At 71.4% G+C, this 22,847-nt stretch carries 24 protein-coding genes; 9 read left to right on the forward strand and 15 right to left on the reverse strand.

From position 1 onward, the window contains the following. Positions 1-30: 30 nt before the first annotated feature. The 4 genes from ARTHRO9V_RS10880 to ARTHRO9V_RS10895 all read right to left on the reverse strand — a co-directional run bounded on the left by ARTHRO9V_RS10880 (position 31) and on the right by ARTHRO9V_RS10895 (position 2,912). Entirely contained in the window at positions 31-810 is a 780-nt protein-coding gene (locus ARTHRO9V_RS10880) for a copper resistance CopC family protein (RefSeq protein ID WP_236557028.1), read from the reverse strand. Continuing rightward, positions 807-1,634, reverse strand: coding sequence for a YcnI family protein (locus ARTHRO9V_RS10885; RefSeq protein ID WP_159827102.1), 828 nt, complete (start codon positions 1,632-1,634; stop codon positions 807-809). Before ARTHRO9V_RS10885 ends, ARTHRO9V_RS10880 begins: the two co-directional genes overlap by 4 nt. Before the next feature lie 118 nt (positions 1,635-1,752). Next, the gene (locus ARTHRO9V_RS10890; RefSeq protein WP_159827105.1) at positions 1,753-2,394 is read right to left on the reverse strand and encodes a hypothetical protein; all 642 of its coding nucleotides are present in this window, start codon (positions 2,392-2,394) and stop codon (positions 1,753-1,755) included. Between the two features lie 17 nt (positions 2,395-2,411). Beyond that, entirely contained in the window at positions 2,412-2,912 is a 501-nt protein-coding gene (locus ARTHRO9V_RS10895) for a general stress protein (RefSeq protein WP_056048662.1), read from the reverse strand. A gap of 71 nt (positions 2,913-2,983) precedes the next feature. Between ARTHRO9V_RS10895 and ARTHRO9V_RS10900 the strand changes: the two genes are divergently transcribed. The 3 genes from ARTHRO9V_RS10900 to ARTHRO9V_RS10910 are packed head-to-tail and all read left to right on the forward strand — an operon-like array spanning position 2,984 to position 6,033. After that, entirely contained in the window at positions 2,984-4,306 is a 1,323-nt protein-coding gene (locus ARTHRO9V_RS10900; protein WP_056048665.1) for a magnesium transporter MgtE N-terminal domain-containing protein, read from the forward strand. Beyond that, entirely contained in the window at positions 4,293-4,874 is a 582-nt protein-coding gene (locus ARTHRO9V_RS10905) for a DUF1003 domain-containing protein (RefSeq protein ID WP_056048668.1), read from the forward strand. Before ARTHRO9V_RS10900 ends, ARTHRO9V_RS10905 begins: the two co-directional genes overlap by 14 nt. Then, on the forward strand, positions 4,867-6,033 hold the full coding sequence (locus ARTHRO9V_RS10910) for an Mrp/NBP35 family ATP-binding protein (RefSeq protein WP_236557029.1): 1,167 nt from the start codon (positions 4,867-4,869) through the stop codon (positions 6,031-6,033). Before ARTHRO9V_RS10905 ends, ARTHRO9V_RS10910 begins: the two co-directional genes overlap by 8 nt. A gap of 175 nt (positions 6,034-6,208) precedes the next feature. On the opposite strand, the gene ARTHRO9V_RS15885 is transcribed toward ARTHRO9V_RS10910, so the two are convergent. Then, positions 6,209-6,331: a hypothetical protein gene (locus ARTHRO9V_RS15885; RefSeq protein WP_255350805.1), complete on the reverse strand. Its 123-nt coding sequence runs from the start codon at positions 6,329-6,331 to the stop codon at positions 6,209-6,211. A gap of 188 nt (positions 6,332-6,519) precedes the next feature. Here ARTHRO9V_RS15885 and ARTHRO9V_RS10915 point away from each other — a divergent pair, with 188 nt between their 5' ends. Further along, positions 6,520-7,434 carry a LysR family transcriptional regulator gene (locus tag ARTHRO9V_RS10915; protein ID WP_056048675.1) on the forward strand — a complete coding sequence of 305 codons (915 nt, stop codon included), beginning with the start codon at positions 6,520-6,522 and terminating at the stop codon, positions 7,432-7,434. Positions 7,435-7,536: 102 nt separating this feature from the next. Here the strand turns inward: ARTHRO9V_RS10915 and ARTHRO9V_RS10920 are convergent, their stop codons facing one another. Further along, positions 7,537-7,944, reverse strand: coding sequence for a hypothetical protein (locus tag ARTHRO9V_RS10920; RefSeq protein ID WP_056048676.1), 408 nt, complete (start codon positions 7,942-7,944; stop codon positions 7,537-7,539). A 69-nt stretch (positions 7,945-8,013) separates the two neighbouring features. Here ARTHRO9V_RS10920 and ARTHRO9V_RS10925 point away from each other — a divergent pair, with 69 nt between their 5' ends. Continuing rightward, on the forward strand, positions 8,014-8,640 hold the full coding sequence (locus tag ARTHRO9V_RS10925; RefSeq protein WP_159827108.1) for an O-methyltransferase: 627 nt from the start codon (positions 8,014-8,016) through the stop codon (positions 8,638-8,640). Positions 8,641-8,781: 141 nt separating this feature from the next. Here ARTHRO9V_RS10925 and ARTHRO9V_RS10930 read toward each other — a convergent pair whose 3' ends face one another. The 3 genes from ARTHRO9V_RS10930 to dapE form a co-directional block, all read right to left on the reverse strand. Beyond that, positions 8,782-8,952: a DUF3117 domain-containing protein gene (locus ARTHRO9V_RS10930; RefSeq protein WP_071256769.1), complete on the reverse strand. Its 171-nt coding sequence runs from the start codon at positions 8,950-8,952 to the stop codon at positions 8,782-8,784. 83 nt (positions 8,953-9,035) lie between these two features. Continuing rightward, a complete protein-coding gene (locus ARTHRO9V_RS10935) occupies positions 9,036-10,307 on the reverse strand; it encodes a hypothetical protein (RefSeq protein ID WP_236557030.1) in 1,272 nt (423 codons plus the stop codon). Then, positions 10,292-11,365 (reverse strand): succinyl-diaminopimelate desuccinylase, encoded by a 1,074-nt coding sequence (dapE, locus tag ARTHRO9V_RS10940; RefSeq protein WP_159827111.1) that lies wholly within the window; start codon positions 11,363-11,365, stop codon positions 10,292-10,294. The genes ARTHRO9V_RS10935 and dapE overlap by 16 nt, the downstream gene beginning before the upstream one ends. 76 nt (positions 11,366-11,441) lie before the next feature. Between dapE and dapD the strand changes: the two genes are divergently transcribed. Continuing rightward, positions 11,442-12,416, forward strand: coding sequence for a 2,3,4,5-tetrahydropyridine-2,6-dicarboxylate N-succinyltransferase (dapD, locus tag ARTHRO9V_RS10945; RefSeq protein WP_159827114.1), 975 nt, complete (start codon positions 11,442-11,444; stop codon positions 12,414-12,416). 100 nt (positions 12,417-12,516) lie between these two features. On the opposite strand, the gene ARTHRO9V_RS10950 is transcribed toward dapD, so the two are convergent. The 4 genes from ARTHRO9V_RS10950 to ARTHRO9V_RS10965 are packed head-to-tail and all read right to left on the reverse strand — an operon-like array spanning position 12,517 to position 16,609. Continuing rightward, positions 12,517-13,812 (reverse strand): citrate synthase, encoded by a 1,296-nt coding sequence (locus ARTHRO9V_RS10950; RefSeq protein WP_082460573.1) that lies wholly within the window; start codon positions 13,810-13,812, stop codon positions 12,517-12,519. Positions 13,813-13,828: 16 nt separating this feature from the next. Then, positions 13,829-14,929: a succinyldiaminopimelate transaminase gene (gene dapC / locus ARTHRO9V_RS10955; protein WP_159827117.1), complete on the reverse strand. Its 1,101-nt coding sequence runs from the start codon at positions 14,927-14,929 to the stop codon at positions 13,829-13,831. A gap of 10 nt (positions 14,930-14,939) precedes the next feature. Continuing rightward, the gene (gene fdxA, locus ARTHRO9V_RS10960) at positions 14,940-15,266 is read right to left on the reverse strand and encodes a ferredoxin (protein ID WP_043595461.1); all 327 of its coding nucleotides are present in this window, start codon (positions 15,264-15,266) and stop codon (positions 14,940-14,942) included. After that, positions 15,263-16,609, reverse strand: a complete 1,347-nt coding sequence (locus ARTHRO9V_RS10965) for a PIG-L family deacetylase (protein WP_159827120.1) — start codon at positions 16,607-16,609, stop codon at positions 15,263-15,265. The genes fdxA and ARTHRO9V_RS10965 overlap by 4 nt, the downstream gene beginning before the upstream one ends. 175 nt (positions 16,610-16,784) lie before the next feature. Here ARTHRO9V_RS10965 and efeU point away from each other — a divergent pair, with 175 nt between their 5' ends. From efeU to efeB, 3 genes are read left to right on the forward strand one after another with little or no spacing between them, the layout of a single operon-like run. Beyond that, complete coding sequence (gene efeU / locus ARTHRO9V_RS10970; protein WP_056048699.1) at positions 16,785-17,684, forward strand: iron uptake transporter permease EfeU; 900 nt, start codon at positions 16,785-16,787, stop codon at positions 17,682-17,684. After that, entirely contained in the window at positions 17,681-18,877 is a 1,197-nt protein-coding gene (gene efeO / locus ARTHRO9V_RS10975) for an iron uptake system protein EfeO (protein ID WP_056048703.1), read from the forward strand. Before efeU ends, efeO begins: the two co-directional genes overlap by 4 nt. Then, a complete protein-coding gene (gene efeB, locus ARTHRO9V_RS10980) occupies positions 18,874-20,163 on the forward strand; it encodes an iron uptake transporter deferrochelatase/peroxidase subunit (RefSeq protein WP_159828674.1) in 1,290 nt (429 codons plus the stop codon). Before efeO ends, efeB begins: the two co-directional genes overlap by 4 nt. A gap of 73 nt (positions 20,164-20,236) precedes the next feature. On the opposite strand, the gene ARTHRO9V_RS10985 is transcribed toward efeB, so the two are convergent. Both ARTHRO9V_RS10985 and typA read right to left on the reverse strand, forming a co-directional pair. Then, the gene (locus ARTHRO9V_RS10985; protein ID WP_159827123.1) at positions 20,237-20,752 is read right to left on the reverse strand and encodes a hypothetical protein; all 516 of its coding nucleotides are present in this window, start codon (positions 20,750-20,752) and stop codon (positions 20,237-20,239) included. A gap of 129 nt (positions 20,753-20,881) precedes the next feature. After that, entirely contained in the window at positions 20,882-22,792 is a 1,911-nt protein-coding gene (typA, locus tag ARTHRO9V_RS10990; RefSeq protein ID WP_043595466.1) for a translational GTPase TypA, read from the reverse strand. Positions 22,793-22,847: the final 55 nt, after the last annotated feature.

Consider the following 22,847-nt stretch of genomic DNA (forward strand, 5'->3'; position numbering starts at 1 on the left):
CCCGTTCACACCCCGATCAGCGAGGCAGGGTCATCGACCGTCGGACGACGAGTCGCCGTCCGGGGCCGACGTGTCGTCGGTCTCGGACGGTGTCCCGTCACGTCGCCGGCCGGTGACGATGGCCACGACCACACCGGCGGCGGCCAGCACGACGATCGCGACCGCGATGCCGATGACGAGTCCGGCGTTCACCGAGCCCGACTCGGGCGCAGCCGACGGCGTCGCCACGGTGTCGTCACCCGGGGTCGCCATGGTCGTCATCTCGGGCTCGGACGAGGCCGAGGGCGAGGCCGCCCCGGTCTCGTCACCGGTGGGGGCGCCGGCACCGCCAGCCGCGCCTCCTGCGCTGCCGCAGCTCGGACGGGTCGGCGAGCCCGCCCCCTCCGCGGTGCCCGCGGCGGGGGCGTAGGTGAACGGAACGGCGTCCGAGACGGTGTGGCCGTCGGCCGAGACGGCCTGGTAGGTCATCGTGTAGGCGCCGGGCGACCCGAGCGCGACACCGGTCGTCAGCGTCGGTCCCGAGGTCGTCGAGCAGCCGTCCTCGTAGTGCAGGCCGGCGGCGTCCGTCACCTCGAGCACGTTCGAGCTGCCGGTGCCCGAGAGGTCGAGGATCACGTCGTTGAACGTGATCGACACGGTCGCCGGGGACGAGTCGACGGTCGAGCCCGCGGCCGGCGTGCTGCTCACGACGTAGTCGTGCGCCGCGGCCGATCCCGCCGGTACGAGGGCGAGGGCACCGACCGCGGTACCCAGCCCGGCCGTCACGAGGACGCCGAGGAGGCGCGGTGTCCGCGAGCGCGCGGCCGTCACGCGTCCACCCCGCCGTTCGTCGAGGTGCGGGACGCGGTCGCCCGGGGCCGACGGGTCAGCGCCACGACCGAGACGACGAGCGCCAGCGCACCCAGGGCGAGGCCGCTGATGCCGAGGCCGATCGAGAGCGGTCCGACCGCGCCGTCGCCGGAGCCCGACGCCGAGTCGCCGGATGTGCCGACACCCGCGGTCGTCGCGTCGTCGTCCGTCGCGTGGTCGGCGTGTTCGTCGGCCGGCGGCGCGTCGTTGACGTAGAGGGTCGGTGCGGGGTGCTCGGGCTCTTCTCCCGAGGCGGGAGTCGCGTCGGCCCAGTCGACGACCGTGCCGTCCGAGTAGCGCTGGTGGGCCGGCAGCGCGATCGACCCGGTGTCGGGCACCGCACCGGCCGAGATGACGAACTGCTGGAACTGTCCGGGTGCGATCTGCGTGTCGCCCTCGGCCGTCCAGGTCACCTGCGTCGGCGCCTCGGTGATCGTCGTGCCGTCGAGCTCGACCGGCTCGGGCAACGTGTTGGTGGTGACCTCGGTGGTCCACCCCGGGAGGGGCTCGTACGACACCGAGGTGAACGGGGTGTCGGTGGGCAGGTCGACGACGAGCCCGACGGTGCCCGCGGTCGCCGACTCGTTCGGCACCTTGAAGGTCAACGTCTCGTACGAACCGGCCTCGGCCTGACCGGGCTCGACGTGGACGTGGGCCGAGGCCGCGAGGGGCGCGGCCAACGCGAGCAGGGCGGCGGCGCCGAGGGCCGCTGCCGAACGGGCGACGACGGCGGACGACCGGGGACGGCGGGACGCGACGGAAATGGGGTTGGTGCTGCGGTTCATGGATCTGGTCCTCTCGATCGCGAGCGCGATCGGTCTGCGGTGCATGACGATGGGGCCCGACGGCGCGACGGGCGCGTCCGACGGGGTCACCGGCGACGGAGGCCGGCGGTGTGCGGGGTCAGGCAGGGCAGGGCGGACCGCGACGGGGTCGGGCCGTGAGGTGTCGTCGGCCGGGCGGGCACGGAAGGACGCCGACCGGAGCCGGCGGGCGCCGGACGACGGGCGCCTCGGGCCGGTGCCCGGCGGTCAGGAGGCGCGCGACGGCCAGACCGCGGACGGCCAGTCGGACGAGGGCCCACGCGGCGCCCTCGCCACGCCGGAGGGCGACGATCGTGACCACGGCCGCGAGCGCGTGGGCCAGCCACATGGCGGGGCCCCCCATGACCATGGCCTGGCCGACGCCGCCACCGGACGCGGCGCCGTCGGCGATCGTCGAGATCACGAGTGCGGAGTGGTGCCCGCCCGTCGCCGAGGCGCCCCCGCCGTCCGATGCTCCGAGGGAGAACAAAAGGTGGAACGCGACCTGGCTGAGCGCGACCGCGACGGCGAGCCGGACGGTCGAGAGGTGCACGCCCGCCAGGGCGATCGAGACGGGCACGGCCACGGCCAGGGCGAGGACGACGCCGAGCAGTCCGGGCTCCATGCCACCGCCGGCCACGTGGGAGAAGGCCGCGACCAGGGTCGACGCACCGGCGGTCAGCCAACCACGCGCGAAGCGCTCGGCCCGGGTGGCCGTCGTGGAGGGGTCGCGGGGTGCCATGTCGACACCAGGGTACGTCAGCGGCGCGGGGTCTCGGGACGCGCGAGGATCTCGTGCGCCCGCCCGGAGACCTCGGGGTCGACCACGATCTGGTAGTTCGACGCGAGCACCTGGTGCGTCGAGGTGAAGTCACGGCGGCGACGGGTGATCGCGAAGCTGACGATGCCGTAGAGCATGCCGAAGCCGGCTCCGAGCAGGGCGGCCGCCCCGACGGTGGCCGCGGTGGCGGTCTCGGTCGCGAAGACGAGCATGACGAGCCCGAAGAAGACGCCGAGCCAGAGTCCGGTCACGGCCCCGGCCAGCGCGGCGCGCCCGTAGCTCAGGCGACCGGTGACGCGTTCGACGGTCTTGAGGTCGTTGCCGATGATCGCCAGCCGCTTGATCGGGAACTCGGCCTGTGACAGCCGGTCGACCACGCGCTGCGCCTCGGGATACGTGTCGTAGGTGCCGAGGACGTCGCCCCGCGGCAGGGTGGGCACCATCGGCGGGCGGCGGCCCACGGGGCCCGGGTTCGTCATCCCAGCATTAAACACGGTGCCCCTGCCGGGCACCCGTCGGCGGCGACCCCGCGAGCGACTAAATTGGACGCGTGAGTGCAACCAGAGTCTTCGTCGCCCGGCTGGCCGGTTGCTCCGTCTTCGACCCTGCGGGCGACAAGGTCGGCAAGGTGCGCGACGTGCTGGTGGTCTACCGCCGCACCGGGGCGCCGCGCGTGGTGGGCCTCGTCGTCGAGGTCCCCGGCAAGCGCCGGGTCTTCGTGGGGATCGGACGCGTCACGAGCATCGGCTCGGGCCAGATCATCACGAACGGCGTCATCACGCTCCGCCGCTTCGAGCAGCGTGGCGGCGAGACCCGGGTCATCGCCGACCTGCTCGGTCGTCGCGTGTCGTTCCGGCACGGTGGCGGCCACGCCACCATCGAGGACGTGGCTATCGACGAGGTGAGCGAGGGCGACTGGGAGGTCGGCCAGCTCTTCCTGCGCAAGCCCAAGACGTCGCCGTCGCCGTTCGTCAAGGCGCCGACGGCGTTCGCGGCGTGGGACGACGTCGTCGAGGAGGCCGGACCGGGCGAGGCGCAGAGCGCCGAACACCTGATCGCCGCGTACTCCGACCTCGTGCCCGCGGACCTCGCGAACACCCTGCTCGACCTCACGCCCGAGCGGCGGCTCGAGGTCGCCGGCGAACTGTCCGACGACCGCCTCGCGGACGTGCTCGAAGAGCTGCCCGAGGCCGAGCAGGTCGAGATCTTCACGGGCCTCGACGACCACCGTGCGGCGAGCGTCCTCGACCAGATGCAGCCCGACGACGCGGCCGACCTCATCGCCCAGCTGCCCGACGAACGCACCGAGCAGCTGCTCACGCTGATGGAGCCCGACGAGGCCGACGACGTGCGCATGCTGCTCAGCTACGACTCCGACACCGCCGGCGGACTGATGACGACCGAGCCCGTCATCGTCTCGGCCGACGCCACGGTCGCCGAGGGCCTCGCCCTCATCCGTCGTCACGAACTGGCCCCGGCGCTCGGCGCGGCGGTCTGCGTCGTCCTGCCACCCTACGAACCACCCACCGGCCGGTTCCTCGGCATGGTGCACTTCCAGCGGATGCTCCGTTACCCGCCGAACGAGCGCCTGGGGACGATCCTCGACCAGACCACCGAACCGGTCCGCGTCGACGCCACGGCCCTCGAGGTCACGCGGGTCATGGCGACCTACAACCTCGTCTCGGTCCCCGTCGTCGACTCGGCGCACCGCCTCGTCGGCGTCGTCACCATCGACGACGTCCTCGACCACGTCCTGCCCGACGACTGGCGCAGTCAGGACCCCGACCAACCGCTGACCCCGAGCCGACCGCGTGGCCGCGCCCGTCGCCCCGCGATCGGCCAGAGCACGAGGAGCGACGATGGCCCGCGATAACCGCAACGACGTCCGCCTCGACGCCCCCAAGGGTCTGCGCCCCCGCGTGCTGCCCGGGCGCAAGCGGGTCAGCAGCGACCGCTTCGGTCGGGCGACCGAGTCCATCGCCCGGGGCATGGGCACGCCCTACTTCCTGATCGCCCTCACCCTGTTCTGCGTCGTCTGGATGATCTACAACACGGTCGCCCCGATCGACATCCGCTTCGACAGCGCCGCGATCGGCTTCACGGCGCTGACGCTGATCCTGTCGCTGCAGGCGTCGTACGCCGCTCCCCTCATCCTGCTCGCGCAGAACCGGCAGGACGACCGCGACCGCGTGCAGTTCGAACAGGACCGTCAGCGCGCCGAACGCAACCTGGCCGACACCGAGTACCTGGCCCGCGAGGTCGTCGCGCTCCGGATCGCGATCCGCGACATGGCCAGCAAGGACTTCATCCGGGCCGAGCTCCGCTCTCTGCTCGACGAGCTCGACCGGCGCGACGACGACGAGAGCCCCGCGGTCGAGCCGACCCGCACCTCCTCGTCGTCACGACGCGACGCCCGGCGCGACGGCCACCACCGTGGCTGAGCCGGTCGCCGCCACCCGCCCCGCGACGCCGGACGACGTCCGTCGCGCGCTCGCGCGGGTGCTCGACCCCGAGATCCGCAAGCCCGTCACCGAACTCGACATGATCGGTGACGTCGTCGTCGACGCAGGAGGCGCGGCGACGGTGGCCGTCAAGCTCACGATCGTGGGGTGCCCGGCAGCCGACACGATCGAACGCGACGTCCGCGAGGCCACGGCCTCGGTGACCGGCGTCACCGACGTCACCGTCGACGTGACCGTCATGACCAAGGACGCACGACACGCCCTCACCGAGAAGCTGCGGGCGGGCCGGGCGGCGCGCGGCATGCAGTTCGGCCCCGACACGCTGACGCGCGTGTACGCCGTCACGAGCGGCAAGGGCGGGGTGGGGAAGTCCACCGTGACCGCCAACCTCGCGGTCGCCCTCGCGGCCCGGGGTCTCGCCGTCGGCATCGTCGACGCCGACGTGTACGGCTTCAGCATCCCCGGACTCCTCGGCCTCGTCGGCCCCGACGGCGCCTCGGTGAAGCCGACCCGCGTCGACGACATGATCCTGCCGCCCGTCGCCCACGGCGTGAAGGTCATCTCGATCGGCATGTTCGTCGACGACGCCTCGACCGCCGTCGCCTGGCGCGGGCCGATGCTGCACCGGACGATCCAGCAGTTCCTGACCGACGTGTACTTCGGCGACCTCGACGTGTTGTTGCTCGACCTGCCGCCCGGCACGGGCGACGTCGCCATCTCGGTGGGGCAGTTGCTGCCGCACGCCGAGGTGCTGGTCGTCACGACGCCTCAACCGGCCGCCGCCGACGTCGCCGAGCGCAGCGGGCTCGTGGCACGCCAGACGGGTCAGCGGTTGCTCGGGGTCGTCGAGAACATGGCGGGTCTGCCGCAGGCCGACGGCAGCGTCCTCGAGCTCTTCGGCTCCGGTGGTGGCGTCGAGACCGCCCGCCGACTGTCGTCCGGTCAAGAGGCCGAGGTGCCGTTGCTCGCCAGCGTCCCGCTCAGTCTGGGCCTGCGCCAGGGGGGCGACGACGGCGTACCGGTCGTGCTCGCCGCTCCCGACGATCCTGCGGCCACGGCCATCGACGAGTTGGCGGGCCGACTGGCGGTGCGGGCCCGGGGGTTGGCCGGCCGGAAGCTCGGGCTCAGCGTCACCTGACCGGGGTCGAGCACCCCGGACGTGCAGAAAGGGCACCTCGCGTGGCGAGGTGCCCTTTCGTCACAGCGTCTCGCCCGAGGGGCGGCGACGTGCTCGTGCCGCACCCCAGCACGGAGGCGGCACACGCGGTGACGGCACGCTCAGGAGGGAGACGCGCCGACCACCGCGAAGCGGACTAGGACCAGCGGTTGTAGGTCTTGGTCGGGATGGCGCGGAAACCGTCCCGGGCGACCGAGACGAGCGAGCCGGCGATTCCGACGACTGCGGCGATGGCGAGGACGATGATTCCGGTGAGCATGGGGGACTCTCTTCTGGCGCGGTTCGACGCGCGATTCTGCGTGGTGGGATGGATTCGCCACCGAGCCCGGGACCAGGTCGACCGGAGCTCGGGAGCGCTACGACGCGCTCCGGGGACTCTTCAATGATGCGCCCGGAGAAGCGGTAGATCAATCTCACGTTTCTACCGAAACAGCGTAGATTTGCTACATGGATGTCAAGCGTCTCGAACTGCTCCGCGAACTCGCCGAACGAGGCAGCGTGGCCGCCGTCGCCCGGGCCACCCACCGCACCCCGAGTGCCGTCTCGCAGCAGCTCAAGGTGCTCGAGCGCGAGGCGGGCGTGGCGTTGACCGAGCGGGTGGGACGCGGCATCGTGCTCACCGGCTCCGGGCGCGTGCTGGCCCAGACGGCCACCGACGTCGCCGTGGCACTGGAGCGAGCCCAGGCGGTCTGGGACGACTTCGTCGCCACCCCCCAGGGCGAGGTCACGCTGGCCACCTTCCCCACGGGCGGGCAGATGTTGCTGCCGGGGCTGCTGCGCACGGTGGCCGAGACCCCCGGCCTGGTGGTCGTCGCGAGCGACCACGACCCGTCGATCCGCGAGTTCCCCGAACTGGCCGCCGACCACGACGTCGTCGTCGCGCACTCGTCCGACGACAAGCCGTGGCCCGGTCGCGGACTCGTCACCGTCCCCCTGTTGACCGAGCCCCTCGACATCGCCCTGCCCGCCGACCACCGTCTCGCCGGTCGCGCCTCGCTCGCACCCGGCGACCTCGAGGGCGAGAACTGGATCGGCGTCCCGCACGACTTCCCGTTCGAGTGGGTCTACCGCGAGATCGAGCGCGTGACCGGCAGCCCCGTGCGCGTCGCCCAGCGCTTCAGCGACACCAAGGTGACCGAGTCGCTCGTCGGGGCAGGCCTCGGCATCGCCGTGCTGCCGCGCTTCACCGCCAAGGACGCCCGGGACGACATGGTGCTCGTGCCGCTCGAGAGCATCCGGGCCGTGCGCTGGGTGTCCGCCGTGATGCGGCGCGACCGGGCCGAGCGCCCCTCGGTGCGACGGGTCGTCGACGCGCTCAGGGCCGAGGCCTCACGCGTGGCGGCACTGCACGGAGGCGTCTGAGCGCCACGCCGCCCACGGCCGGCGTGAAGACCGAGTGAGGGGCTCGAGGCGAGAGGCCACGAGGCGGGCGACGAGGTCAGGAGGCGCGGTGCCGCAGGCGGATCAGGTCGCCTCGGAGTCGTACGGCGGCACCTCGCCCGTCGCGAGCGGCACCACCTGTGCGGGGGAACGACCCCCCGGCAATCCTGCGGACACAGCCGCGGCGGCGGCACCGGCCGTCGCCATGCTCGGCGCCGAGGGCTTGGGGGCGCCATCCGTGCCGTCGAGCAAGGCGTCGCGGATGATGCGCCGCGGGTCGTACTGACGGGGGTCGAGCTTCTGCCACTCGACGTCGTCGAACTCGGGGCCCATCTCGTCGCGCATGCGCGTCTTCGCACCGTTGGCCATGTCGCGCACCGTCCGGACGAGCTGGGCGAGCTTCGCCGCGTAGCCGGGCAGTCGTTCGGGACCGAGCAGGAAGACCGCGAGCACACCGATGATGAGCAGCTTGTCGAACGTCAGACCGAACATGGACACGCAAGCAGACTAACCGGTGACGACTCGGGGAACCCCCTAGAGTTGGCCTTTCGAGGAGTGGGTGTGTCGCAGATAGAGTCAAGTTGGAAGTTCGCGGAAGAACTCGTCACCGAGAGCGACGCGATCGCCGAGGCTCGACAGCATTCGCTGGAGGTCGGGGTCGAGGCCGTCTCGCCGGCGGTCGGCGCCCAGCTCGCAGTCGTCGCCGCCGCCTCGAACGCGTCGTCGATCATCGAGGTCGGTACGGGCCTGGGCGTCAGCGGGCTCTGGTTGCTCTCGGGCGCCCCCGCGGCCGTCCTGACGACCATCGACCGCGAGATCGAGCACCAGCAGGCCGCCCGGGACGCCTACCTGCAGGCGGGCATCCCTGCCAGCCGCTTCCGCATGATCGCCGGCCGTGCCGCCGACGTGTTGCCCCGGATGAACGAGAACTCGTACGACATCGTCTTCGTCGACGCCGACCCCGGCTCGGTCATCGAGTACGTCGAGCACGGCCTGCGCCTCGCCCGCCCGGGCGGACTCGTCCTCGTCGCGCACGCACTCTGGCACGGACGGGTGGCCAATCCCGCCGTCCGCGACAGCACGACCACGGGCTTCCGCACCTTGCTGACCGAGGTGTCCACCTCACCGGCCGTGATCAGCTCGCTCTCGACGGCGGGCGACGGACTGCTGTCGCTCATCAAGCGGTGACGCACCCCCGCCGGGCTCCCTGCCCGTGCAACCGGCAACCGACGCGGTAGCCGGCGCCACGGAGGCGGGCACGCGCACGGACGCCCCGCGCGCCGCAGGTGCGGCGGGCGGGGCGTCCGGGGTTATTAAGGAGGCGGCCGACTAGGCGCTGACGACGCCGGCGAGGGCGTCGTGCAACTCTTTGGCTTCGTCGTCGTTGACCGACACCACGAGGCGTCCCCCACCCTCGAGCGGAACACGCACGATGATGAGACGGCCCTCCTTAACGGCTTCCATAGGCCCGTCGCCGGTCCTCGGCTTCATGGCTGCCATCAGATAGTCCCCTTTCGCAAGTTGCTGGTCCCATTATCCGTGATTTCGGGCCCCCGACCTAAACGACGCCGTTCCCCGACCGATCACGGCGGCGTCCAGTCGTACCCGTTCACCCACCAGCAGTAGTAGAGCCACACCCACTGCGCCGCCACGAACACGGCGACGAGCAGCGCCCGGTAGACCTTCGAGCGCGGCACCGCGAGGACGCCCAGCAGGGGGAAGAGCGGCATCAGGAGCCGGAAGGTGCTGGACTGCGGGAAGAACACCGCCAGCAGGTAGAGCCCGTAGGCGACGCCCCACAGCCTCAGGTCGGTGCTCGTCCGGCGTGCCCACGGCGACAGCAGCAGGGCTCCGAACGCCACGAGCGTGACCACGAGGAGGGCGATGCCGGAACCACCCGGAAACCACCAGTTCGCCCCGTCGACCCACGGGGTGAACGGCACGAGCGGTCCGTAGCCGATGTAGGGCGCCCGCCAGGCGAGTTCGGTCTCCGTGTACGCACCCGGCACGCCCGTGACCGCGCCGGCGACGACGAGCCAGGCGACGCCGAACACGCCCGTGGCCGCCGCCGACACCGCCACCCGGACGCGCTCGCGCACCGGGAAGGGATCGTCGTGCCGGCGCCACCAGCGCAGCACCCCGTGGAGACCGATCGCCAGGGCGAGCGGAAGGGCTCCGGGCCGCGTGAAGGACATGATCAGCACGACCGGCAGCATCGCCAGGTACTGCCGCCGCACCAGCATGAGCAGGCTCGCGCAGAGCAGCAGCAGGAACATCGACTCGGCGTAGGCCACCTGCAGCAGCGGCGACAGGGGCGCCACGCAGAACAGGACGACCGCGAACAACGAGGTCGACTCGGGCAGCGCGTGCCGCATGAGGCGGTAGAACAACAGGGCCGTCCCCGCGGCACAGGCGACAGACACGACGACGGCCAGCGCCGCGAACGACAGGCCCGTCAGGCCCATCAGCCCACGGACGACGAACGGGTAGGCGGGCATGAACGCCCAGGCGTTCTCTCCGACGTGGCCGTCGCCGGTGATGGGGAGGTCGCGCGGGTACCCCACCACGGCGATGATGTTGTACCAGTGACCGTCCCAGATCGTGGCGAAGCTGCCGTAGTCCGGGCTCGCGAGGGTCCACGCGTTGGCCTGCTGGGCACCGGCGAAGGTGAGCAGCGCGATCGTGCTGACGGCGCGCGACAGGACGAACACCACGAGCACCCGGGCCCACCACGGCGTGAGCCGGTAGCGCAACAGGAGGCGCCGCGACGCCGAGGTCGGTCGTCGGGGATCGTGCCGCGTCGACGGGGACGAGGAGGCGCGACTCGCGTCGTCGACGGTCAGGCCGTCAGCCACGCCCGCAGTCCGCGCTCGTTGTCGAGGATCTGCTGCACGGGCACCCGCTCGTCGTCGTGGTGGGCCAGCATCGGGTCACCGGGACCGTAGTTGACCGCGGGGACGCCGAGCGCAGAGAACCGCGCGACGTCCGTCCACCCGTACTTGGGCTTGGCCTCGCCGCCCACGGCACGCAGGAACTGCTGTGCCAGCGGGGCGTCCAGACCGGGCCGGGCCCCGGGGGCGAGGTCGACGATCGTGACGTCGAAGCCCTCGAAGAGCTCGCGGACGTGGGCGACGGCCTCGTCGCCGCTGCGGCTCGGGGCGAACCGGTAGTTGACGTGCACCATGCACTCGTCGGGGATGACGTTGCCGGCCACGCCGCCCGTGATGCCCACGGCGTTGAGGCCTTCGCGGTAGACGAGCCCGTCGACCTCGACCTCTCGCGCCTCGTAGGCCGCCAGCACGTCGAGGATCGGCGCGGCCTTGTGGATGGCGTTGTCGCCGACCCACGAGCGGGCGCTGTGCGAGCGGGCGCCGAAGGTGCGGATCTCGGCGCGCAGGTTGCCGTTGCAGCCCCCCTCGACCCCGCTGTTGCTCGGTTCGCCCAGGACGGCGAAGTCGCCGGCCAACAGGTCGGGTCGGACGCGCGCGAGGCGGCCCAGGCCGTTCAGGGCGTCGGAGACCTCTTCGTGGTCGTACCAGACCCAGGTGACGTCGACGCCGGGCTCGGTCAACTCGACCGCGAGCCTCAGGTGGACGGCACAGCCGGCCTTCATGTCGACGGTGCCGCGACCCCAGAGGTAGTCGACCCCGTCCTCGGCCTCGTAGCGCGTGGGCACGTTGTCGTTGATCGGCACCGTGTCGATGTGACCGGCGATGACGACCCGCGAGGCCCGGTCGAGCCGGGTCCGGGCGACGATCGCGTCGCCGTCGCGGAACAACTCGAGGTGGTCGCAACCGCCGAGCGTGGCCCAGATCTCGTCGGCGACGAGCCGTTCGTCACCTGACTCCGACCGGATGTCGCAGAGCTGCCTGGTGACGTCGACGGGCGAGACGGAGAGGTCGATCGGTGCCATGCGGGCGAGTTTACGGGGCCAGGGCACGGGTCACCTCCGAAGCGGTCCGTCGGCGGCTGCCGATACGCTCGGGTCCATGACTTCCGACGCCACCGCCACCGCCCCGACCCACGCCTACGGGTACGGCCTCGCGACCGTCTCGCACGACGGCACCACGCTCGACACCTGGTTCCCCTCCCCCCGGCTCGGCACCCTCCCGGCCGACCGCGACCCCGAGATCGTCCCGGCCGAGCTGGCCGACGCGGCCGGACCCGACGAGCGCCGTGCGGTCGACCTCGTCCCGGTGACCGTCGAGATCGACCTGAGCGCGCCTCCTGCGTCCACGCCCGACGCGTACCTGCGACTGCACCTGCTGAGCCACCTGCTCGTCGAGCCCAACACGGTCAACCTCGACGGCGTGTTCGCGCACCTGCCCATCGTCACCTGGACGAACGCGGGGCCGGTCCACCCCGACGACTTCGCACGGCTCCGTCCGACGCTGCAGCGTGCCGGCATCGTCGCGACCGGCATCGACAAGTTCCCGCGCATGCTCGACTACGTCTCGCCCGACCGCGTCCGCATCGCCGACGCGTCGCGGGTGAGGCTCGGTGCCCACCTGGCCCCCGGCACCACGGTCATGCACGAGGGGTTCGTGAACTTCAACGCGGGCACGCTCGGGTCGTCGATGGTCGAGGGCCGCATCTCCCAGGGCGTCGTCGTGGGTGACGGGTCCGACATCGGCGGCGGAGCCTCGATCATGGGCACGCTGTCGGGCGGCGGCACCCAGCGGGTGACGATCGGCGCCCGCGCCCTGCTCGGCGCCAACGCCGGCATCGGCATCGCGATCGGCGACGACACCGTCGTCGAGGCCGGGCTCTACGTGACGGCGGGCACCAAGGTCGTCGTCGTGGGCGGCACCCCGACCAACGACGGTTCGCCGCAGACGGTCAAGGCCGTCGAGCTCTCGGGCCAGCCGGGCTTGCTCTTCCGCCGCAACTCGCTGACCGGCGCCGTCGAGGTGCTGCCCCGCAAGGGCCACGGCATCACGCTGAACTCGCAGCTGCACGCGTAGGTCTTCGACGAGCACCACGACCGAAAGGGGTGGGCACGAATCCAGGTCTGAACCCGGCGTCGTGCCCACCCCTTCGCGTCGTGCCGATCGTTCCGGCGGACTAGCGCTGCGGCCAATCGCGTTCGGTCGCGCCCAGGTACAACTGCTGGGGGCGGCCGATCTTGGTCGTCGGGTCGGTGTTCATCTCGCGCCAGTGGGCGATCCAGCCGGGGAGGCGACCGATGGCGAAGAGCACCGTGAACATGCGGGGCGGGAACCCCATCGCCTTGTAGATGACGCCCGTGTAGAAGTCGACGTTCGGGTAGAGCTTGCGCTCGACGAAGTAGTCGTCGGCCAGGGCGATGCCCTCGAGCTCCATCGCGATGTCGAGCAGGTCGTCCTTCACGCCGAGCGACTCGAGCACCTCGGTGGCGCTCTCCTTGACGAGCTTGGCGCGCGGGTCGTAGTTCTTGTAGACCCGGTGGCCGAAGCCCATCAGCTTGACGCCGGCCTCTTTGTTCTTGACCCGCTCGACGAAGCGCTCGACACCCTGCCCGCTGTCGCGGATCTCGGCGAGCATCTTGAGGACGGCCTCGTTGGCCCCGCCGTGCAGCGGCCCGTAGAGGGCGCTGATGCCCGCCGAGATCGACGAGAACATGTTGGCCTGCGTCGAGCCGACGAGACGCACGGTCGAGGTCGACGCGTTCTGTTCGTGGTCCTCGTGGAGGATGAGCAGGCGTTCGAGCGCCTTCGACAGGACGGGGTTCACCTCGTACGGCTCGGCCATCGTGCCGAAGTTCAGCTTGAGGAAGTTGTCGACGAAGCTGAGCGAGTTGTCGGGGTAGAGGAACGCCTGGCCGAGGCTCTTCTTGTGTGCGTACGCCGCGATGACCGGCAGCTTCGCCAGCAGTCGGACGGTCTGGAGCTCGACCTGCTCGGGATCGTGCACGCTCATGCTGTCTTCGTAGAACGTCGACAGTGCGCCGACCGCGCTCGACAGCACCGACATCGGGTGGGCGTTGTGCGGCAGGGCGTCGAAGAAGCGGCGCAGGTCTTCGTGCAGCAGCGTGTGCCGCCGGATGCGCGCGTCGAAGTCGGCGAGCTGGTCGGGGGTGGGCAGTTCGCCGTAGATCAACAGCCAGGCCGTCTCGAGGTAGGTCGAGTTCTCGGCGACTTGTTCGATCGGATAGCCCCGGTAGCGCAGGATGCCCTGATCACCGTCGATGTAGGTGATCGTGCTTCGGGCGTTGGAGGTGTTCACGAAACCCGTGTCGAGGGTCGTGTAACCGGTCTGCTTGGTGAACGTCGAGATGTCGATCGCCGAGGCACCCTCGGTGCTCGCGACGATCGGGAACTCGGCTGTTCCCCCCGGGAACTGCAGCGTGGCCTTCTGGGCGTCGTTGGCAGTGTCAGTCACCCGGTCAGCCTAGCGGTCAGCCGCCGACTCGCCCCACGGCGGCGTCGATGCGCTCGTCGGTCGTCGTGAGCGCCACTCGGACGTGGCGATCACCGGCAGGCCCGTAGAACGACCCGGGCGCGACGAGCACGCCGCGCTCGGCGAGCCAGGACACCGAGGCCCAGGCGTCCTCGTCCCGCGTGGCCCAGAGGTACAGGCCGGCCTCGCTGCGGTCGATGCGGAACCCCGCTGCCTCGAGAGCGGGCAGGAGGCGCGCTCGGCGGGCCGCGTACCGCGCCTTCTGCTCGACCACGTGGGCCTCGTCGGCCAAGGCGACGACCATGGCCTGCTGCACCGGGGCCGGCGGCATGAGGCCCGCGTGCTTGCGCACGGCGAGGAGCTGCCCGAGCACGTGGTCGCAGCCCGCGACGAAGCCCGCGCGGTACCCGGCGAGGTTCGACTGCTTGCTGAGCGAGTAGACCGAGACGACGCCGCGGAGGTCGTCGCCGACCACGCGTGGGTCGAGGATGCAGGGCGTGGGGCGGTCGGCCCACTCGCCCGTCCACCCGAGTTCGGCGTAGCACTCGTCGCCGGCGATCACGGCACCGAGTTCACGCGCACGGGCGACGGCGGCGCGGAGAGCCTCGAAGCCCAGCACGGCCCCGTCGGGGTTGCCCGGGCTGTTCAACCAGACCAGCTTCGTCGAGACGGGCCACTCGGCGGGGTCGTCGGAGGCGAGGGCCGTCGCTCCGACGAGGGCGGCGCCGAGCGCGTAGGTCGGGTAGGCGTTCGTCGGGTAGACCACCGTGTCGCCCGGACCGATGCCCAGCCAGAGGGCCATGCCGGCGATGAGTTCTTTCGAGCCGATGGTCGGCAGGACGTTCGCGTCGCCGAGTCCGGTCACCCCTCGGCGGCGCGCGTACCACTCCGAGATGGCCGACCGCAGGGCCGGGGTGCCGGCGACCTGCGGGTACGAGTGGGCGTCGGTCGCGACCGCGAGGGCCTCACGGACGACCTCGGGCGTCGGATCGACGGGCGAACCGACGCTGAGGTCGACGATGCCTCCGGGGTGGCGCCGGGCGGTGGCCGCGTACGGCACCAGGGCGTCCCAGGGGAACTCGGGCAGGTCGAGCGCCACGGGGGCCGTCCTAGGCGCCGGCGCCCTGAGGGGGCAGCGCCGAGATCACGGGGTGGTCCTTGGCGATGACGCCGACCTTGGCCGCGCCACCGGGCGAGCCGATCTCGTCGAAGAACTCGACGTTGGCCTTGTAGTACTCGGCCCACTTGTCGGGCAGGTCGTCTTCGTAGTAAATGGCCTCGACCGGGCAGACGGGCTCGCACGCACCGCAGTCGACGCATTCGTCGGGGTGGATGTAGAGCGAGCGTTCGCCCTCGTAGATGCAGTCGACGGGGCACTCGTCGATGCAGGCACGGTCTTTGACATCGACACAGGGAAGTGCGATCACGTACGTCACGTCTGGGGGGTTCCCTTCGCGTCGGGCAGGGCGTCCAGCTTATCGTCTGCCGGCTGTGCCTCGACCGAGGAGGCGCGGGCCGCGTCGCGGGGCGGCGTCGCTCCCCCGGCGGCCGGGCCCCGCAATCGCGGCCACCCGAGCACCACGAGGCAGATCAGGAACACTCCGCCGAGCCAGACCAGGGCGGGCGTGTTGTCGGGCACGAGGATCGACCCCCCGGGACTCGCCTGCCACAGGACGACGAGCGCCCCGATGAGACCGACGGCGGCGGCCCCGGCCATCGCCCGCGAGCCGAAGACCGAGCGGAGACCGGCGAGGAGCGTGAGGCTCATGAGCAACGCGAGCACGAGCCCGGACCAGAACGGCGAGCCGGCGACGGTGATCGTCGACTGGTGCATGACGGTGCCGATGGTGCCGAACACGGCTCCGGCGGCGAGCGCCAGGACGAGCGCGACGACGCGTCCGCCCGTCGTCATCCGGGCCATCTCGGAATCGCCCTCGTCCACCGTCGGCTCGGGCACGAAGCGGAACGACTCGCGGACCGTCACGGGCTCGACGGCGCCGTGCGGGAACCGGATGCCGGCCCGGCCACCCGGGAGGTCGACGACCTCGACCTGACTGCGGTGGTCGCGGAGTGCGGCGAGCTTGCGAGGAGCCACGTGACGCGTGTCGGTCGTCAGCACGGTGTCGTCGGTGGCGAGGGCCTCGGCCTCCGCCCCCACGGCCGACTCGGCACCGGCCACGATCGCGAAGAACGGCACGCCGACGAGGCGGGCGGCACGCACGGCGACCCGGTTGGCCCGGACGTGGTCGGGGTGGTGGTACCCGCCGTCCTCGTCGTAGCTGATGATCGCGGTCGGGCGCACGGACTGGACGACGGCCGACAGGTCGCTCACGACCTCGCCGAACTCGGCGGCGCAGAACGCCGCGGGGTGCAGGTCGGGCGTCGGCCCGGCCACGCCGTCCGACCGCCAGACCATGCCGCTGTCGCGATAGACCCGTTCGGGGAGCCCCGGCGTGCGGGCACCGGCCGAACCGAGGAACCGGTGGTCGTCGACGCCGAGGTCTCGCATGGCGGCGGCGATCTCGCCCTCGCGGTGGACGGCGAGGGCGGCCTGGTCGGCCCGGAGGGCGGCGAGGTCGTCGGGGATCACCTCGCCCAGTTCGCCCCGGGTGCAGGTCACGACGGTGACCGCGGCACCGGCCTCGACCATCGCGGCGATGGTGCCACCCGTGGTGATGGTCTCGTCGTCGGGGTGGGCGTGGACGAAGAGCACGCGCTCGAGCCGAGGGTCGCCGGCGGTCGAGGGCGACGCGGGCGTCGGCGAGGCGGAGGAGTTCATCACTGGACAGGATATGCCGCGCCGCACTACTGTCGGTCTGGCTCAGGGTGCCCTTAGTGAGGTTAGCCTAACCATACCAGCCCGTTCGGTCCCTCTGCGGTCCGACCGGTCGACCGCGTCCCTGATCCCCATCCTGCTCGACGACGAGCTCCACTCCCCCGAGAAAGCCGTCCCCGTGCTCGCCAACTACCTCATCGGACTCCGAGAGGGCCTCGAGGCCGCTCTCGTGGTCGGCATCCTCATCGCCTACGTGGTCAAGGTCGGCCGACGCGACGTCCTCCCCCGCCTCTGGCTGGGCGTGGGCGCCGCGGTCGTCCTCTCGCTCGGCCTCGGCGCCGTGCTCACCTTCGGCACCTACGGGCTGACCTTCCAAGCCCAGGAGATCATCGGCGGCGGTCTCTCGATCGTGGCCGTGGGCTTCGTGACCTGGATGGTCTTCTGGATGGCCCGCACCGCGCGCGGCCTGCGCGGCGAACTCGAGTCGGGCCTCGAGCGAGCCCTCGGCGGCGGCGCCTGGGCGGTCGTCGCACTGGCCTTCCTCTCGGTCGGTCGCGAGGGCATCGAGACCGCTCTCTTCGTCTGGGCCACCGTGCAGTCGACCGGCGGCGGCGCGACGCCGCTGGTGGGTGCGCTCCTCGGCATCGTCACGGCGGTCGCCGTCCAGGTGGCGATCTACCGTGGCGTGGTTCGCCTCGACGTCGCCCGGTTCTTCCGGGTGACCGGCTACTTCCTCGTCGTCGTCGCGGCGGGCGTCCTCGCCTACGGGGTGGGCGACCTGCAGGAGGCGTCCGTGCTGCCGGGCCGCGCCTCCCTGGCCTTCGACGTGAGCGCTGCCGTTCCGCCGACCAGCTGGTACGGCACCCTGCTCCAGGGGCTCGTGAACTTCACCCCGACGCCGAGCTGGCTGCAGGTCGTCGTCTGGCTCGCCTACCTCGCCGTCGTCGTCCCCCTCTTCGTGCGGGCGACCCGCCGACGTCGACCCGGCACCACGACCCCGTCCGGCTCGTCCGCGACCCTCGGCACGTCCGTCCCCTCGACCACCCCGTCACCCCGCACCGCAGGAGCATCACGATGATCGCCAGCCCCCTCCGCCCCCTCGCCGTCGCCTCGGGCGTCGCCGCCCTCGCGCTGGCCCTGACCGGCTGCGTCGCGAACGCTCCCGCCGGCTCCTCCGCGGCCACCGCCGTGACCGTCGACGGCTCCGACGACACGTGTTCGCTCTCGACCACCTCGGTCCCGAGCGGCCCCGTCACGTTCACCATGACGAACACCGGCAGCGACAACAGCGAGTTCGAACTGCTCGCCGACGACGGTCTCCGCATCATCAGCGAGAAGGAGAACATCGGCCCCGGCACGACGGGCTCGATGACGGTCTCGGTGCCGGCCGGCGACTACTACACCGCCTGCGTCCCGGGACTCGTCGGAGAAGGCGTCCGCGCCTCCTTCACGGTGACCGACTCGGGCGCGGCCGTCGAGGCGACGGGCAGCGAGAAGCAGCAGATCGACGCCGCGGCGACGGCGTACGTGGGCTACGTGAAGGACCAGACCGGGCAGCTCGTCACGGCGACCGACGAGTTCCTCGCCGCGTACACCGCCGGCGACGACGAGAAGGCCCGGTCGCTCTACCCGTCGGCGCGGGCGCACTACGAGCGCATCGAGCCGGTGGCCGAGTCGTTCGGCGACCTCGACCCGAAGATCGACTTCCGCGAGGCCGACGTCGAAGCCGGCACCGAGTGGACCGGATGGCACCGCATCGAGAAGGACCTCTGGCAGCCCGCGGCGTCCGAGAACGGAGGCGCGGCGTACGTCCCCCTGACGGCCGACGAACGTGCCCACTACGCCGGCCTGCTGACGAGCGACACGAAGGACCTCTACGACGAGGTCACCGCGGACGACTTCACGGTCGGGATCGACGCGATCGCCAACGGCGCGGTCGGCCTGATGGACGAGGTGGCCACCGGCAAGATCACCGGCGAGGAAGAGATCTGGTCGCACACCGACCTCTACGACTTCCAGGGCAACCTCGAGGGCGCCCGGGTGGCGTTCGACGGCGTGCGCGACATCGTCGACCAGAAGGACCCCGAGCTGGCGACCTCCATCGACGACCGGCTGACGAAGGTCGAGACGCTGCTCGCGGGGTACGGCAGCCTCGACACGGGGTACCCGTCGTACACCGACCTGACCGACGCCGACAAGAAGAAGCTGTCGGATGCCGTCAACGCCCTCAGCGAGCCGCTCAGCGAGCTCACCTCCGCGCTGGTCGCCTGACGGTGACGGAGGGAGGCGGCCTCTCGCGCCGCGGTCTGCTGGGACTCGTCGGGACGGGCGTCGGAGCCGGCGTCCTCGGCCTCGGGGTCGGAATCGGCACGGACCGAGCCGTGCAGGCCCACGCCGACGGGTCCTCCGGGGCCTCGGCGTCGTACCCGTTCTTCGGTCGGCACCAGTCGGGCATCGTCACCGCCGCGCAGGACCGCCTGCACTTCGCCTCGTTCGACGTCGCGGACGGGGTCTCCCGCGCCGAACTCGTCGAGCTGCTGAAGGACTGGAGCTACGCCGCGTCGAGGCTGACGGCCGGCCTCGACGTCAGCCCGACGGGCGCCACGGGCGGCAGCCCCCTGGCGCCGCCGGACGACACGGGCGAGGCCACGGGTCTGCCCGCGGCCGGGCTGACCGTGACGATCGGGTTCGGTCCGTCGCTGTTCACCACGAGCGACGGCACCAACCGTTTCGGGCTCGCCTCGAAGCGGCCTCCGGCCCTCGTCGACCTGCCCCACTTCTCGGGCGACCAGCTCGTGGCGGCCGCGAGCGGCGGCGACCTGTGCGTACAGGCCTGCAGCGACGACCCGCAGGTCGCGGTGCACGCGATCCGCAACCTCTCGCGGATCGCCTTCGGCCGCGCCTCCTTGCGGTGGTCGCAGCTGGGATTCGGTCGGACCTCGTCGACGACCCGTGGCCAGACGACGCCCCGCAACCTCTTCGGCTTCAAGGACGGCACGGCCAACGTCAAGGCCGAGGACGTCACCGCGGTGGACGACGGCGTCTGGGCGACCGCGTCCGACGGCGCCGGGTGGATGAGCGGCGGCTCGTACCTCGTCGCGCGCAAGATCCGCATGACGATCGAGACGTGGGACCACGCCTCGCTGGCCGAGCAGCAGACGGTCGTGGGTCGGGACAAGGGCGAGGGGGCTCCGCTCTCGGGCGGCACCGAGTTCACGGTCCCCGACTTCGCCGCGTCCGCCCCGACCGGTGGCGGGCCGGCCATCGCACCCGACTCGCACGTCGCCCTGGCGCACCCCCAGAACAACGACGGGGCCACGCTGCTGCGCCGCGGCTACAACTTCGTCGACGGCAACGACGAACTCGGCCGCCTCAACGCCGGGCTGTTCTTCATCGCCTTCAACCGGGACCCGCGGCGACAGTACGTGCCCATCCAGCAGGCGCTGTCGCGGAACGACCGGATGAACGAGTACGTGAAGCACGTCGGATCGGGCATCTTCGCCGTTCCACCGGGGGCGTCCCAGGACGGCTGGGTGGGCGAGACCCTCTTCGCCTGACGCGACCGTCGGGCCCCGGGACTCGCCGAGACCCGCGGGACTCGCACAGTCCGTCGGGATGCGCCGCGGTCGCTCAGACGGACGTGACGACGTAGGTGGCGATCGCCTGGCCCTCGCTGTCGGTCGAGACGGTGAGCACGACGCGGTAAGCGGAACCCGTGAACGTGCCGAAGCCGCTCTCGGCGTCGGTGTCGACCCCGGAGGCCGTGAACCCGGCGGCCTCGAGCTGCTGTTGGGCGACGGTGAACTGGTCGGCACCCGAGACGGCGATCTGGGCCACCCAGCCGGTGCCGTCGGGACCGGCTCCCCCACCGCGGGTCGTCCCGGGGACGAGCGGGACCTCGGTCGGGAAGCTCGCGGGCAGGGTGCCGTCGGTCGTGATGCCGGCACCGTTCAGCGCCTCCCCGGCGGCGTCCTCGACGGCCTTCTGCGCCGTGCCCTTGAGGCTCTCGATGCCGCTGTCGACCGCGCCACCCACGATGTTGTCGACGGGCGAGCCCGCGCCGCAGGCCGTGAGGCCGGTCACGAGGCCGGCCGCCAGCGCGAGCGTGGCGGCGGAGCGGGCGAGGGTCGTCTTCTGGATCAGCACCTCGCGAGGCTAACCGGGGTCGCTGAGGGCGGGCGTGGAACGTGCCGACGATGCACGAAGGAGGCGGCCCGCAGTGGTGCGGACCGCCTCCTCGGCGGGTGGTGCGGTGGAGCGGTGGAGCGGTGCTGCTTACGCGTTCTGCTTCTTCAGGCGAGCGGTGCTGCGCTGGCGGGCGCTGGCGTCGAGCTCGACCTTGCGGATGCGGATGGCGTCGGGGGTGACCTCGACGCACTCGTCGTCACCGGCGAACTCGAGGGCCTCTTCGAGCGAGAGCACCTTGGAGGGCGTCATCGACTCGAAGTTGTCGGCCGTCGACTGACGCATGTTGGTCAGCTTCTTCTCTTTGGTGATGTTGACGTCCATGTCGTCGGCGCGCGAGTTCTCGCCCACGACCATGCCCTCGTAGACCTCTTCGGTCGGCTGCACGAAGAACGACATGCGCTCTTGCAGGTTGATGATCGCGAAGGGGGTGACCACGCCGGAGCGGTCGGCGATGATCGAACCGTTGGTGCGGGTCGAGATCTCGCCGGCCCAGGGGCCGTAGCCGTGGCTGATGCCGTTGGCGATGCCGGTGCCGCGCGTGTCGGTGAGGAACTGCGTGCGGAAGCCGATCAGGCCGCGCGAGGGGACGATGAACTCCATGCGGACCCAGCCCGAGCCGTGGTTCGCCATGTTCTCCATGCGGCCCTTGCGGGCGGCCATGAGCTGCGTGACGGCGCCGAGGTACTCGTCGGGCACGTCGATGGTCATGTGCTCGAACGGCTCCTGGAGCTTGCCGTTCTCGTCACGACGCGTGACGACCTGCGGCTTGCCGACGGTGAGCTCGAAGCCCTCACGGCGCATCTGCTCGACGAGGATGGCCAGCGCGAGCTCGCCGCGACCCTGGACCTCCCACGCGTCGGGACGTCCGACGTCGAGGACCTTGAGCGAGACGTTGCCGACCAGTTCGCGGTCGAGGCGGTCCTTGACCATGCGGGCGGTCAGCTTGTGGCCCTTGACCTTGCCGATGATCGGCGAGGTGTTCGTGCCGATGGTCATCGAGATCGCCGGGTCGTCGACCGTGATGGTCGGCAGCGGGCGCACGTCGTCAGGGTCGGACAGCGTCTCGCCGATGGTGATGGTGTCGAAGCCGGCGACGGCGACGATGTCGCCGGGGCCCGCGCTCTCGGCGGGGTAGCGGCTGAGCGCCTTCGTGATCAGCAGCTCGGTGATCCGTGCGTTCTGGACGGAACCGTCGGACTTGACCCAGGCGACCGTCTGACCCTTCTGCAGGGTGCCGTGGAAGACGCGGAGGAGCGCGAGACGACCGAGGAACGGCGAGGCGTCGAGGTTGGTGACGTGCGCCTGCAGGGGGTGCTCGTCGTCGTAGCGCGGTGCCGGCACGTGCGTGAGGATCGCCTCGAAGAGGGGCTCGAGGTCGGGGTTGTCGGGCAGCGAGCCGTCGTCGGGCTTGTTCGTCGACGCGGCGCCGTTGCGACCCGAGGCGTAGACCACGGGGACGTTGAGGATGGCGTCGAGGTCGAGGTCGTCGACCTCTTCGCTCAGGTCGCTGGCGAGACCGAGGAGGAGGTCCTGGCTCTCGGCGACGACCTCGTCGATGCGCGCGTCGGGGCGGTCGGTCTTGTTGACCAGCAGGATGACGGGCAGCTTGGCCGCGAGGGCCTTGCGCAGCACGAAGCGCGTCTGGGGCAGAGGGCCCTCGGACGCGTCGACGAGCAGCACGACGCCGTCGACCATCGACAGGCCGCGCTCGACCTCGCCGCCGAAGTCGGCGTGGCCGGGGGTGTCGATGACGTTGATGGTGATGGGGCCGTCGGTCGCGTGGGCACCGTTGTAGAGCACCGAGGTGTTCTTCGCGAGGATCGTGATGCCCTTCTCGCGCTCGAGCTCGTTGCCGTCCATCATGCGGTCTTCGGTGTCGAAGTGCGCGTCGAACGAGTTGGTCTGCTTGAGCATGGCGTCGACGAGGGTCGTCTTGCCGTGGTCGACGTGGGCCACGATCGCCACGTTGCGCAGGTCGCTGCGGATGGCAGTCGCCATGGATGTATTCCTTACGAGAAGAGAGAGGGGGAAGTGGTCGGGTCGGAGCCCGGCG

It is taken from the genome of Frigoribacterium sp. 9N, assembly GCF_902506305.1.
Lineage (GTDB): Bacteria > Actinomycetota > Actinomycetes > Actinomycetales > Microbacteriaceae > Frigoribacterium.